At 63.5% G+C, this 12,162-nt stretch carries 10 protein-coding genes; 5 read left to right on the forward strand and 5 right to left on the reverse strand.

All coding sequences use genetic code 11. From position 1 onward, the window contains the following. Positions 1–9: 9 nt before the first annotated feature. Complete coding sequence (locus ACSBM8_RS15605) at positions 10–657, reverse strand: Tim44/TimA family putative adaptor protein (protein WP_442678914.1); 648 nt, start codon at positions 655–657, stop codon at positions 10–12. 186 nt (positions 658–843) lie between these two features. Between ACSBM8_RS15605 and secB the strand changes: the two genes are divergently transcribed. The 5 genes from secB (at position 844) to ACSBM8_RS15630 (ending at position 5,676) form a co-directional block, all read left to right on the forward strand. Continuing rightward, positions 844–1,356, forward strand: a complete 513-nt coding sequence (gene secB / locus ACSBM8_RS15610) for a protein-export chaperone SecB (RefSeq protein ID WP_442678915.1) — start codon at positions 844–846, stop codon at positions 1,354–1,356. Between the two features lie 24 nt (positions 1,357–1,380). Continuing rightward, complete coding sequence (gene murJ / locus ACSBM8_RS15615; RefSeq protein WP_442678916.1) at positions 1,381–2,940, forward strand: murein biosynthesis integral membrane protein MurJ; 1,560 nt, start codon at positions 1,381–1,383, stop codon at positions 2,938–2,940. A 57-nt stretch (positions 2,941–2,997) separates the two neighbouring features. Next, positions 2,998–3,999 (forward strand): tryptophan--tRNA ligase, encoded by a 1,002-nt coding sequence (gene trpS / locus ACSBM8_RS15620; RefSeq protein ID WP_442678917.1) that lies wholly within the window; start codon positions 2,998–3,000, stop codon positions 3,997–3,999. Between the two features lie 102 nt (positions 4,000–4,101). Further along, positions 4,102–4,836, forward strand: a complete 735-nt coding sequence (locus tag ACSBM8_RS15625; protein WP_442678918.1) for a DUF4136 domain-containing protein — start codon at positions 4,102–4,104, stop codon at positions 4,834–4,836. A 39-nt stretch (positions 4,837–4,875) separates the two neighbouring features. Further along, positions 4,876–5,676 carry a TrmH family RNA methyltransferase gene (locus ACSBM8_RS15630; RefSeq protein ID WP_442678919.1) on the forward strand — a complete coding sequence of 267 codons (801 nt, stop codon included), beginning with the start codon at positions 4,876–4,878 and terminating at the stop codon, positions 5,674–5,676. Between the two features lie 6 nt (positions 5,677–5,682). On the opposite strand, the gene ACSBM8_RS15635 is transcribed toward ACSBM8_RS15630, so the two are convergent. The 4 genes from ACSBM8_RS15635 to ACSBM8_RS15650 all read right to left on the reverse strand — a co-directional run bounded on the left by ACSBM8_RS15635 (position 5,683) and on the right by ACSBM8_RS15650 (position 12,141). Next, positions 5,683–6,303 (reverse strand): hypothetical protein, encoded by a 621-nt coding sequence (locus ACSBM8_RS15635; RefSeq protein ID WP_442678920.1) that lies wholly within the window; start codon positions 6,301–6,303, stop codon positions 5,683–5,685. 109 nt (positions 6,304–6,412) lie between these two features. Continuing rightward, the gene (lpdA, locus tag ACSBM8_RS15640) at positions 6,413–7,807 is read right to left on the reverse strand and encodes a dihydrolipoyl dehydrogenase (protein ID WP_442678921.1); all 1,395 of its coding nucleotides are present in this window, start codon (positions 7,805–7,807) and stop codon (positions 6,413–6,415) included. A 119-nt stretch (positions 7,808–7,926) separates the two neighbouring features. Continuing rightward, entirely contained in the window at positions 7,927–9,231 is a 1,305-nt protein-coding gene (gene odhB, locus ACSBM8_RS15645; protein ID WP_442678922.1) for a 2-oxoglutarate dehydrogenase complex dihydrolipoyllysine-residue succinyltransferase, read from the reverse strand. Between the two features lie 9 nt (positions 9,232–9,240). After that, positions 9,241–12,141, reverse strand: a complete 2,901-nt coding sequence (locus tag ACSBM8_RS15650) for a 2-oxoglutarate dehydrogenase E1 component (protein ID WP_442678923.1) — start codon at positions 12,139–12,141, stop codon at positions 9,241–9,243. Between the last annotated feature and the right edge of the window lie 21 nt (positions 12,142–12,162).

Genomic DNA, 12,162 nt, shown 5'->3' on the forward strand with positions numbered 1-12,162 from the left:
ATCGACCGATCAAATCGCTTCGTCGGTCTCGGTCAGCATCCAGTTCGGATTGGGCGATTTGATCTCACGGCTGAACGTCCAGACGTCATGGGTCGGCACAGCGTCAGTCAACGATCCCGCGACGACATTGCCGTCGCGATCTCGGGTGACCGCCGCCACATCGGCCTCAAACCGAATTCGGATATGAGCAACGCCATTATCGATGCGGGCATCGTCTATTTGCGCCTGCTCGATCGAGACCAGCCGGTTGTCCAGCGTCTCGCCATCTTCCTCACGCGCCTGGATAGCCTGGGCAAAGGCGCTTGCAACGTCGGAGTCGACGAGCTTGTCGAGCGTTTCCTGATCACCCCGCCAATAGGCTTCCAGAACCATCCCGTAAGCGGAGCGCGCACCTTCGATGAAGCGTGGCAAATCAAATTGCGGATCAGCAGCAGCGATTGCACGCAATCCGGCCGCAGCGCTGGGCGAAGTCGCGGGCTCCTGCCCGACCACGGGTGCGCGATCAGCATCGGGCGTCTTGACCAGCACATTACGTACTGTCGGTACGCTTTCCGGCTTCACGAGCGACTGCTCATGACCCGTGCGCCGTCCGAGCACACTCCACAAGCGAAGCGCTACGAACACGAATACCAGGGCAAGAACGATCAGCGTGGCCACCCGACCTCCAAAATTTTACACGCACTACATAGGACGCGCGCGGCCAATCTGCAAACCGACCAACTGCTAGACGCGGCGCCGGCCCTGGGGTTCCGCATTGCCCTCGTCCGGCCGTGCTGCTAGCGGCGGGCCGCCCGCGGGACCCAATGCGGCGGTCCCGCTCCAGACATTCAGGACGAATACGCCATGGCCGAAGACGACAGCAATGCAGCGCCCGAAGGCGCCCTCCCCAACGGTGCCGACACAGAGGCGCAGATCGGCCTGATCGCGCAATATGTGAAGGATCTGTCGTTCGAGAACCCGAACGCGCCGGCCGTCTATCAATCGCAGGTGCAGCCGCAGATCGACGTGCAGTTCCACATCGGCGTGACGCCGGTGGCCGAAGATGTGCACGAAGTGTCGATGAAGATCGAGATTCGCGCGATCGGCGAGAGCAACTCGACCATGTTCGCGGTTGAGCTGGTCTATGCCGGCCTGTTCGGCGCGCGCAACATCGATCCGGAACAGCTTGCGCCGTTCCTCTACGCGGAAGCGCCGCGCCTGCTCTTCCCGTTCGCCCGGCGGATCGTGGCGGAAGTCGTGCGCGACGGCAATTTCCCGCCGCTGCTGCTCGATCCGATCGATTTCGGCGCCATGTATCTTCAGCAGGCAGCCGCAGCGGGCCAGCTGGCCGAGAGCGAGCCCGCCGGTCAGGCGTAAGCAAGAGCGGGGGGAACAGCGCCGGTGCGGCTGGCCCGCTCGCTTGGGTCGGTTGGCGGGCTGACGCTCGTCAGCCGACTGCTGGCGTTGGTCCGCGACACGTTGCAGGCGACCTATGTCGGCGCCGGCTTCGCGTCCGACGCCTTCCTGGTGGCGTTCAGATTGCCGAACATGTTCCGCGCCTTCTTTGCCGAAGGGGCCTTTTCGGCGGCGTTCATCCCCATGTTCAACCGCAAGGCAGCGGAGGGGGATACCAGGACCGCGGTCGATTTCGCTGAACGCGCGCTGGCGGTACTCTTCCCCTTCCTGCTCGTCTTCACGGCCGTCATGCTGATCGCTGCATGGCCGATTACATGGCTGCTTGCCGGCGGCTTCCATCGCCAGCATCCCACGCCCGAGCAATTTGCCTTCGCCGTGCTCTTGTCCCGGATCACCATTCCCTATCTGATGCTGATCAGCCTTGCGTCGCTGCTCGGCAGCATCCTGAATTCGCTCGAACGATTCTGGGTGAATGCGGCCGCGCCGATCCTGTTGAATATTGCCATGGTGGGGGGGCTGTTCTTCTTCCACGGCCCCGATGCCTATGCGACGGCGCGGGTACAGGCGATTTCCGTGACAATCGGCGGCATTCTCCAACTGCTCTGGCTGATTCATGCCTGCCGCCGCGCCGGGGTGAGCATGCGGCTGCGCCGGCCGGTCTGGGACGACGACGTCAAGCAGCTTATGAAGCTGATCCTGCCCGCCGCCACGGGCGCGGGCGCGTCGCAGATCAACCTCGTCATTTCGACTGCGCTTGCCGGAGCCTTGCTGTCGGCGGGCTCGATCTCGGCGCTCTATTATGCCGATCGGCTGAACCAATTGCCACTCGGCATGATTGGTATCGGCCTGGGCACGGTGTTGCTGCCGACCGTGTCACGCCTGCTGACCAGGGGTCAGGAGGCCGAGGCGATGGAGACGCAGAATCGCGGCATCGAACTCGCGCTGTTCCTGACCCTGCCCGCGACGGCGGCGTTCATTTTCGCGGCCCATCCGATCGTGCGGGGCGTCTTCCAGCATGGCGCCTTCACTGCCGCTGACACGACCCGGGTGGCCTGGGCGCTCAGCGCCTTTTCCGTCGGCTTGCCGTCTTATGTTCTCGTCAAGGTGCTGACCCCGGGCTTTTATGCACGGGCCGATACGCGCACGCCGGTGCGCTACGCGATCCTTTCCGTCGGGGTGAATATCGTCGGAAACCTTATCCTGATCCCGACGATCGGCACGATGGGCCCTCCCCTGGCCACCGCGCTTTCGTCGACCGTCAATGTCGCCATGCTTTACCGGACCTTGGGTCAACGCGGCCATTTTACCGCCGATGCGCGCCTGCGCCGCCGCATTCCACGTTTGCTACTGGCGGCCTTGATGATGGGCGCGGTCCTGTACCTGTCGGCGCCCTATGTCGAAGAGCATCTCATCCGGTCGCTGCCGATTCGAATCACGGCGCTGCTGCTGTTCTGTGGTGGCGGGGCCATCGTCTATGCGATCGCCTGCTTCGCCACTGGGGCGTTCCGGCGTGAGGACATCAAACTGCTGGTACGCCGCCGCTAGTCTCCAGACCGACCAGCGCTTGACGGGCCGCATCGGGTGCACGACAGCACGCGGATCATGCGCACCGTCTCAGGCATCCAGCCCACCGGCAATCTCCATCTCGGCAATTATCTGGGCGCGATCCGGAACTGGGTGCGCATGCAGGATGCGATGGAAGAAAGTGGCGGCGAATGCTTCTTCTTCCTCGCCGATCTCCATGCGATCAGCCAATATCAGGACCCGGTCGAACTGCGGCGCGGCATTCGGGAAATGGCCGCAGCTTTGATCGCGTGCGGGGTCGATCCGACGCGATCGACGTTGTTCCGCCAACGCGATGTGCCGGCGCATGCAGAACTCGCTTGGTTGCTCAACGGCACGGCGCGCGTCGGCTGGCTCAACCGGATGACCCAGTTCAAGGACAAGTCCGGCAAGAATCGCGAGGGCGCCTCCGTCGCGCTTTATACTTATCCGGTGCTGCAGGCCGCGGACGTGTTGCTGTACCAGGCGACGCATGTCCCGGTGGGAGACGACCAGAAACAGCATCTGGAACTGGCGCGCGATGTCGCGACCAAATTCAACACCGATTATGCGGTGGAGCTCTTCACCCTGCCCGAAGCGATCATCCCGCCGGCCGCGGCGCGGATCATGTCGCTCCGCGACGGTGCCGCCAAAATGTCGAAGTCGGACCCGTCCGACATGAGCCGCATCAACCTGGCCGATGATCCCGACCTGATCGCCCAGAAGATCCGTAAGGCCAAGACCGATCCAGAGCCCCTGCCCGACGATCCGGCCTTGCTGGACAGCCGGCCGGAAGCGAAAAATCTGGTGACTATCTATTCGGCGCTGTCGGACGAAAGCGTGAACGACGTGCTCGCGCGCTTCGCCGGTCAGGGCTTCGGCGCGTTCAAGCCCGCTCTGGCAGAGCTTACGGTAGAGAAGCTGCGCCCGATCGGATCCCGTTTCGCGCAGCTGCAGCAAGATCCCGCCGAGCTGGACCGGCTGCTCAAGCTAGGCGCCGAAAAGGCCAATCTCATTGCGGCACCAACACTTAGCGGCGCTTATGCCGCCCTAGGGCTGTAGTTGCACGATGAGTCGAGCAACTGACCGCATGTTCGGAACGTTCAATCGTGGTTAAGTAACACGGGCTTAGCGCCGCTTTCCAGCCTATCGGGACACAAGACTATGTCTTTCCGCCGCACGCTTCTTACCATTGCCGCCCCCGCCGCACTGCTGCTCGTCAGCGCGTGCGCTACGCCGTTTCGCGCGGACGTGTCCCGCTTCCAGATGATGCCGCCGCCGCAGGGCCAGAGCTTCGTTGTGCAGGCCGCCGATCCGCGCAAACAGGGTGGTATCGAATTTCAGACCTATGCCCAGCAGGTCGCAGCGCGCTTGAACGCCCTTGGCTACCGCCAGGCGGATGGCGACGGCAAACCGACCTTCGTTGTTTCGATCGATTATGGCGTCGACAATGGTCATGAGAAGGTCGTGACCACGCCTGGCATCGGCGGCTGGGGCTGGGGGCCCTATGGCGCTTGGGGCGGCGGCCGGTTCGGCTATGGCTATGGTCGCGGCTTCCGGGGCGGCGGGCTCTATGGCCGCGGCTTCTATTACGGCTGGAACGACCCGTTCTGGTATGATCCGTTCGGCGGCCCGCAGGTCAACAGCTATACCTATTATGTTAGCCAGCTCGAGATGAAGATCCGCCGCACCGCGGATGGCCAGGCATTGTTTGAAGGCCGCGCCCGCGCGCGTTCCACCGATCAGGCGTTGCCGCGGCTCGTACCGAACCTCGTCGAGGCGATGTTCGCCGGCTTCCCGGGACGCTCGGGCGAGGACGTGATGATCACCATTCCGCCGCCACCCAAGAACGGGGCGGCACCTGCACCGGCGACGATTCGCCCGACCCGCCCTAGCTGACACTTCTCTCCGGCATCGGGCGCGGCTAGACGCTGCCCGATGCCGCGTGAAATCACCGCCTTTTCCAACCCCCTGATCAAGCGTGTTCGGGGGTTGCGCGACAAACGCCATCGCCGCGAGGAACGGCTGTTCCTGGCGGAGGGCCTGCGTATTCTGGCCGAAGCCGAGGAGGCCGGCACTCTCCCCGAAATGCTCTTCTTCGCGCGAGAAAGCGGCGATCACCCGATCGTACAACGCTTGTCCGGCAAGGTTGAACGCAATGGCGGCGAGGTGATCGAGACCAGCCGCGACATTCTTCATAAGCTTTCCGGCAAGGATAACCCGCAGGTCGTCCTGGGCGTCTACCGTCAGTTCGATACAGGACTCGCGCGCATCGATCGCAGCGCCGCCGGCATCTGGCTGGTGGCCCAGGCGATGCGCGATCCGGGCAACCTCGGCACGATATTACGCACCGGCGACGCGGTCGGCGCGGGCGGGCTGATCCTGATCGACGACACGGTCGACCCCTTCTCGGTCGAGGCGGTGCGCGCCAGCATGGGCGCCATGTTCACGCAACGCATCGCACAAGCGCGATGGGATGAATTCCTGCCCTGGCTGCGCGAAGGCGAAGGGCAATTGGTCGGCCTCAGCCTGGATACCAGCGTAGATTATCGTGCGCCCGATTATGTCGCACCCACCTTCCTGATGGTCGGTAACGAGGCGCAAGGCTTGCCTGCCGACTATGCCGCGGCGTGCGACCTGCGCGTAAAGATCCCGATGCTGGGCAAGGCCGATAGCCTGAATGCCGCGATTTCCTGCGCTGTAATGGCCTATCAGGTGCTGGGGCAGCGGATCGACTAAGCCAGCTTAGCCACCATATTGGGCTTCGCACGCCTTGATAACGGCGACCGGCTGACCAAGCTTGGCAGCAGACGCCAATGCGGCGCTCTTCTTTTCGGTCAACGCAGCGCCGTTCGCGATCCCCGCCGCGCGTAAGGCGGGCGTCATCTTGTTGTCGAGTTTGCTGATGAGCAGGCCATAGCGGTCGTCCAACTGCGTCGATGCGGTGTGCAGGAAATCGGCCATCGTATAACATTGCAGCATCGCATCGAGCGGCTTGGACGGCAGGCGTGGCGTTGCGATCTGCGTCGGGGGGTAAGCGCTGGCGCAGGCCGGGCGCAAATTCTGCCACTTGCCCTTGATAAGCGTGTCGAACAGGGCCGGCATCCGCTTCGATGCAGCGTTGAATTTCGCTTTATCGAATGCGCCGCCTTCCGACGCATAGAGCATCGCATAATGAAGGACGCGACCCTGCGCCTCCGCCGGCAGTTCGCCTTTGGGGCCGGCCGACTCGCGCGCATTTGCGGCCTCCAGCACGCCGCAGGCGGCGGCGCGTTCCAGCGGCTCGGTCGGAAGCTCGGCCGTTTTCTCGCCGCACCCGGCCAGCAACAGGGCCATGGTCGTCATCGTCGCCGTTGCCACGCGCATGCATCGATCCTGGTATCGTTACGGATACGCAAAATACGCGCCAGACCGGCATCGGTTGCCCGGTTCCAGCCCAGGAAGACGACCGGCGGAAGCGTTGCCCCGCCCGTCTTCAGATGTGGATCGGCTTGCCAGTCACCGCCATCGCCGCTTCCTTGATCGCTTCGGAATGCGTCGGATGCGCATGGCAGGTGTAAGCAATGTCTTCGCTGGTCGCGCCGAATTCCATCGCTTGCGCCGCCTGGGCGATCATGGTCCCACCGAGGGTGGCGATGATCCACACGCCAAGCACGCGATCGCTTTCGGCGTCGGCGATGATCTTCACGAAGCCATCCGGTTCGTGATTGGTCTTGGCGCGGCTGTTGGCGAGCATCGGGAACTTGCCGACCTTGATCGGGCCGCGTTCCTTGGCCTGCTCTTCGGTCAAACCAACGCCAGCGATTTCGGGCGTGGTGTAGACGACGCTGGGAATGATATCGTGATTCACGATACCGGTCAGGCCGGCGATATTCTCGGCAACCGCAATGCCTTCATCCTCGGCCTTGTGCGCGAGCATCGGGCCGGGAACGACGTCCCCAATCGCCCAGATGCCGGGGACGATGGTGCCGAAATCATGCTCGATCTCAATCTGGCCGCGCGTGTTCACGGCGAGGCCGGCCTTGTCGAGCGCGAGCCCATCGGTATTGGCGCGGCGGCCGATCGCGACCAGCACGACATCCGCCTCGATCGTCTCGGCGGCACCGCCGGCCGACGGTTCGACCGTCAGGATGGCCTTTTCGCCGGAACGTTCGACCTTCGTGACCTTGGTCGAAAGCCGGAGCTCCATGCCCTGCTTCTTGAAGATCTTGTTGGATTCCTTGCGGATCTCCGCGTCCATGCCCGGCAGGATCTGATCGAGGAACTCAACCACCGTCACTTTGGCGCCGACGCGCCGCCAGACCGAGCCCAGCTCCAGCCCGATCACGCCACCGCCGATCACGACCATATGGCCGGGCACCTTCGCCAGCTCGAGCGCGCCGGTCGAATCGACGACCACTTGCTGGTCGATCTCGACGCCCGGCAGCGGGGTGACGGACGAGCCGGTCGCGATCACGATATTCTTGGCGCGCACGGTGCGATCGCCAATCTTGACCGTATCCGCGCTTTCAAAGGCGGCATGGCCCTTCAGCCACTCCACCTTATTCTTCTTGAACAGATATTCGATGCCGCCGGTGAGCTGCTTGACCGCGTCGATACGCTGCGCGTGCATCGCATCGAGATCAAGGCTCATGCCGTCGATCTTGACGCCAAGTTTGGCAAGCTTGCCGGAGGCGGCCTCGTCATACAGTTCGGACGCGTGGAGCAGCGCCTTCGAGGGGATGCAGCCGACGTTAAGGCACGTGCCACCGAGCGTCTCGCGGCTTTCGGCGCAGGCGGTCTTGAGCCCGAGCTGCGCAGCGCGAATAGCCGCAACATAACCGCCCGGTCCCGAACCGATTACCAGGACGTCGAAATCATAGTCAGCCATTAGCCACTCCGTTCGCCCTGAGCTTGTCGAAGGGCTGCACTTTCTGAAGTCCGTTCAGGAAGAAATACGAGGCTTCGACAAGCTCAGCCCGAACGTAATATGGGTATTCCTGCTTACGTTTACAGATCGATCAGCAGGCGCGTCGGATCCTCGATCGCGTTCTTGAGCGCGACCAGGAAGGTCACCGCTTCGCGGCCGTCGATCAGGCGGTGATCGTAGCTAAGGGCGAGGTACATCATCGGGCGGACGACCACCTGGCCGTCGCGCACCACGGGGCGCTCCTCGATCCGGTGCAGGCCGAGCACGGCCGACTGGGGCGGATTGATGATCGGCGTCGACATCAGCGATCCGAATACGCCGCCATTGGAGATGGTGAAGGTGCCGCCCTTCATCTCGTCCATCTTGAGCGTACCGTCCTTGGCGCGCTTGCCGAAATCGCCGATCGTCTTCTCGATCGTGGCGACCGACATATCCTGCGCGTCGCGAATGACGGGCACGACCAGACCGTTCGGCGCCGAAACGGCGACCGAAATGTCGGCATAATCGTGATAGACGATCTCATCGCCCTCGATCGAGCCGTTGACCGCCGGGATATCGCGCAGGGCCTGGCATGCCGCCTTCACGAAGAAGCCCATGAAGCCAAGGCGCACGCCATGCTTCTTCTCGAACAGGTCCTTATATTTGGTACGTGCAGCAATGACCTCGGTCATGTCGACGTCGTTGAACGTCGTGAGCATCGCTGCCGTATTCTGCGCTTCCTTCAGCCGCTTTGCGACCGTCTGGCGCAGGCGCGACATGCGGACGCGCTCTTCCTTGCGACCGCCGGAGGTCGACGGCGCCGACACGCTCGCAGCGGGGGCGCTCGCCGCCGCAGCGGCCGGGGCACGCGCCTGGGCTGGGGCGGATTGCGCCGCCAGCAGGACGTCGTCCTTCGTCAGGCGGCCGTCCTTGCCAGTGCCCTTGATCGTCGACGCATCCAGGCCATGCTCCAGCACAGCGCGGCGAACGGACGGAGACAAGGCCTGGCCACCGGTGCCGCCTTCTTCCGCCTCACCATGATTGCCATAGCCGGCCGGCGTGGCCTCTACGGCCGGTGCGGCGGCTGGCTCGGGCGGCTTCGCCGCTTCGGCCTGACCGACCGCGGTACGATTTTCCACAGCAGGCGTCGCACTGGTCTGCGCTGCTGCGCCTTCCTGAATACGCGCAATCACCGCGCCAACGGCAACGGTATCGCCCTCGCTCGCGACGAATTCCGCGAGTACGCCGGCCGTCGGCGCATTAACCTCAACCGCGACCTTGTCGGTCTCCAGGCTGGCGATCGGCTCATCGGCCTTCACCGCTTCGCCGGGCTGCTTGAGCCACTGGCCCAAGGTCGCTTCGGTGATCGATTCGCCCAGCGTTGGGACGATTACGTCGGTCGCCATCGTTTTTCCTTATTGCTTCGATTCGTGACCAAGAGCCTCGGCGACGAGCGCCGCCTGCTGCTTGGCATGGTTCTTCATGAGGCCGGTGGCAGTCGATGCCGACGCCTTGCGGCCGGCATAAACGGGGCGCATCCCAGGCTTGCCCGCCTGCTTTAGCACCTCTTCGATCTGGCATTCGACGAAGCCCCACGCGCCATTGTTGCGTGGCTCTTCCTGCGCCCAGACCACCGTCTCGAGACTCTTCATCGGCGCGATCCGCGCCGTCAGCGCATCGGACGGGAAGGGATAAAGCTGTTCCACCCGCAATATCGCCGTGCCGGTATCCCCGGCCGCGTCGCGCGCCTCGGCCAGGTCGTAGAAGACCTTGCCGGAGCACAAGACCACCCGCTTCACGTCGGCATCCGCCGGCGCGTTGGGATCGCCCAGCACGCGATGGAAGTGGCTGTCGCCCAGGAACTCATCGATGCTCGATACCGCTGACTTGTGGCGCAGCAGTGACTTCGGCGTCATGATCACCAGCGGCTTGCGGAACTTGCGCAGCATCTGACGACGCAGGATGTGGAAGTAATTGGCCGGTGTGGTGCAATTGGCGACCTGGATATTATCCTCCGCGCACAGCTGAAGATAACGCTCCAGACGCGCCGAGCTATGTTCCGGCCCCTGCCCTTCATATCCATGCGGCAGCAGCATCACGAGCCCATTGGCACGCAACCATTTCGATTCACCCGCCGCGATGAACTGATCGATCATCACCTGCGCACCATTGGCGAAATCGCCAAACTGCGCTTCCCACAACACCAAGGTGTTGGGCGACTGGCCGGCATAGCCATATTCGAATCCGAGCACGCCGAATTCGCTGAGCGGGCTGTCGAGCACCTGGAAGCGACGGTCGAGATCCGACAGCGGGATATATTTATGCCCGTCGGTCTGATCGACCCACACTGCGTGGCGCTGGCTGAACGTGCCGCGGCCGACATCCTGGCCCGACAGGCGCACCGGATAATCGTCGAGCAGCAAGGTGCCGTAAGCGAGTGCTTCGGCCGTTGCCCAGTCAAAGCCTTCGCCGGTGGCGAACATGCTCCGCTTCGCATCCAGGATGCGCGCGAGCGTCTTGTGGATCACGATATCGTCGGGAACGGTCGTCAGCTTGGCGGCCACCTTGTCGAGCGATTCGCGCGTCACGCCGCTGGCGGCTGCGCGGCGCTCCGTGATCGGTTCGCGCGGGGCAGCAAGGCCGGCCCACTCGCCCTCGAACCAATCCGCCTTATTGGCTTTGTAGCTTTTGCCGGCCTCGAACTCTTCCTCCAGCCGGGCGACGAATTCGCCTTCCGTCTGATCGACCCAGGCCTGATCGACCTGCCCCTGCGCGATCAGCCGATCGGCGTAGAGCTTGGAAACCGCAGGATGCTTGCGGATCGCCTCGTACATGAGCGGCTGGGTGAAGCCCGGCTCGTCGCCTTCATTGTGGCCGAAGCGGCGATAGCACCACATGTCGATCACGACGTCGCGCTTGAACTGCGCGCGGAATTCGGTTGCAAACTTGCAGGCAAAGGTCACGGCTTCGGGATCGTCGCCGTTCACATGCAGGATCGGCGCCTGGACCATCTTGGCGATGTCCGAACAATAAGGCGACGAGCGCGCAAATTGCGGGCTGGTGGTGAAGCCGACCTGATTGTTGATCACGAAATGGATCGTGCCGCCGGTATTGTAGCCGCGCAGGCCAGAGAAACCGAAACACTCCATGACGATGCCCTGGCCGGCAAAGGCCGCATCGCCGTGGATCAGGATCGGCATCACCTTCGCGCGCTCATTATCCTTCAGCTGCGTCTGCTTGGCGCGCGCCTTGCCGAGCACGACCGGATCGGCCGCCTCAAGGTGCGACGGATTGGGCGCCAGGCTGAGGTGGATATGATTGCCGTCGAAATCGCGATCGGTGGACGTGCCCAAATGATATTTGACGTCGCCCGATCCGCCGACATCCTCGGGGTTGGCCGAGCCGCCGCCAAACTCGTGGAACAGCACCCGATAGGGCTTCTTCATGACGTTGGTGAGGACGTTCAGGCGGCCGCGGTGGGCCATGCCGATCACGACCTCCTCAACGCCGGCCTGGCCGCCATATTTCAACACCGCTTCCAGCGCGGGGATCATGCTCTCGCCGCCATCGAGACCGAAACGCTTGGTGCCGACATATTTGCGAGCCAGGAATTTCTCCCACTGCTCGCCCTCGATCACCTTGGCGAGGATCGCCTTCTTGCCTTCCGGCGTGAAGCTGATTTCCTTGTCCTTGCCTTCCATCCGTTCCTGCAGGAACTTGCGCTCCTCCACGTCCTGGATGTGCATATATTCCAGCCCGACCTTGCCGCAGTAATTGCGGCGCAGGACATCGATGATCTCGCGCACGGTCGCGCGCTCGAAGCCCAACGTACCGCCAAGGTAGATCGGACGATCCATGTCGGCGGCCGTGAAGCCATGATATTCCGGATTGAGATCCTCCGGCGACTCTTGATGCGCGAGACCCAGGGGGTCGAGTTCGGCAAGGAGATGCCCCCGCACGCGATAGGTGCGGATGAGGATCGTCGCGCGGATGGAATCGAGCGCTGCTGCGGTGATGTCGGCAGCAGACGGCGCAGGCGCAGCGGCCGCAGGCGCGGGCTTGCCGCCCTTGGCCGGCTTGGGCGCAGGCTCCATCTGCGTAGGATCGAGGCCCGCGGTCAGCGCGTCCGTGTCGCTCAGCGGCCAGTTGGCCCGCGCCCAGCTCGGGCCCGACACGGTCGATTCGAGCGCTTCGAAATAGTCGCGCCAATCCTGTTCGACCGACTGCGGGTCAGCGCGGTAACGGCGGTACAGCGCCTCCGCGAAGGAGGGGCTTACGCCCTCCAGCTCGTCAAAGCCGATACCTTCGATACCCATCGCACGTCCTTGTTTCGCTTC

The organism is Sphingomonas sp. ASY06-1R, assembly GCF_052180265.1.
GTDB lineage: Bacteria > Pseudomonadota > Alphaproteobacteria > Sphingomonadales > Sphingomonadaceae > Sphingomonas_I.

What these genes read in the sequence shown, in the direction of transcription:
- odhB (WP_442678922.1), bottom strand. Translation starts at nt 9,231, where the DNA reads ATGGCGACCGACGTAATCGTCCCAACGCTGGGCGAATCGATCACCGAA.
- trpS (WP_442678917.1), top strand. Translation starts at nt 2,998, where the DNA reads ATGCGCACCGTCTCAGGCATCCAGCCCACCGGCAATCTCCATCTCGGC.
- secB (WP_442678915.1), top strand. Translation starts at nt 844, where the DNA reads ATGGCCGAAGACGACAGCAATGCAGCGCCCGAAGGCGCCCTCCCCAAC.
- lpdA (WP_442678921.1), bottom strand. Translation starts at nt 7,807, where the DNA reads ATGGCTGACTATGATTTCGACGTCCTGGTAATCGGTTCGGGACCGGGC.
- ACSBM8_RS15625 (WP_442678918.1), top strand. Translation starts at nt 4,102, where the DNA reads ATGTCTTTCCGCCGCACGCTTCTTACCATTGCCGCCCCCGCCGCACTG.
- ACSBM8_RS15635 (WP_442678920.1), bottom strand. Translation starts at nt 6,303, where the DNA reads ATGCGCGTGGCAACGGCGACGATGACGACCATGGCCCTGTTGCTGGCC.
- ACSBM8_RS15630 (WP_442678919.1), top strand. Translation starts at nt 4,876, where the DNA reads ATGCCGCGTGAAATCACCGCCTTTTCCAACCCCCTGATCAAGCGTGTT.
- ACSBM8_RS15650 (WP_442678923.1), bottom strand. Translation starts at nt 12,141, where the DNA reads ATGGGTATCGAAGGTATCGGCTTTGACGAGCTGGAGGGCGTAAGCCCC.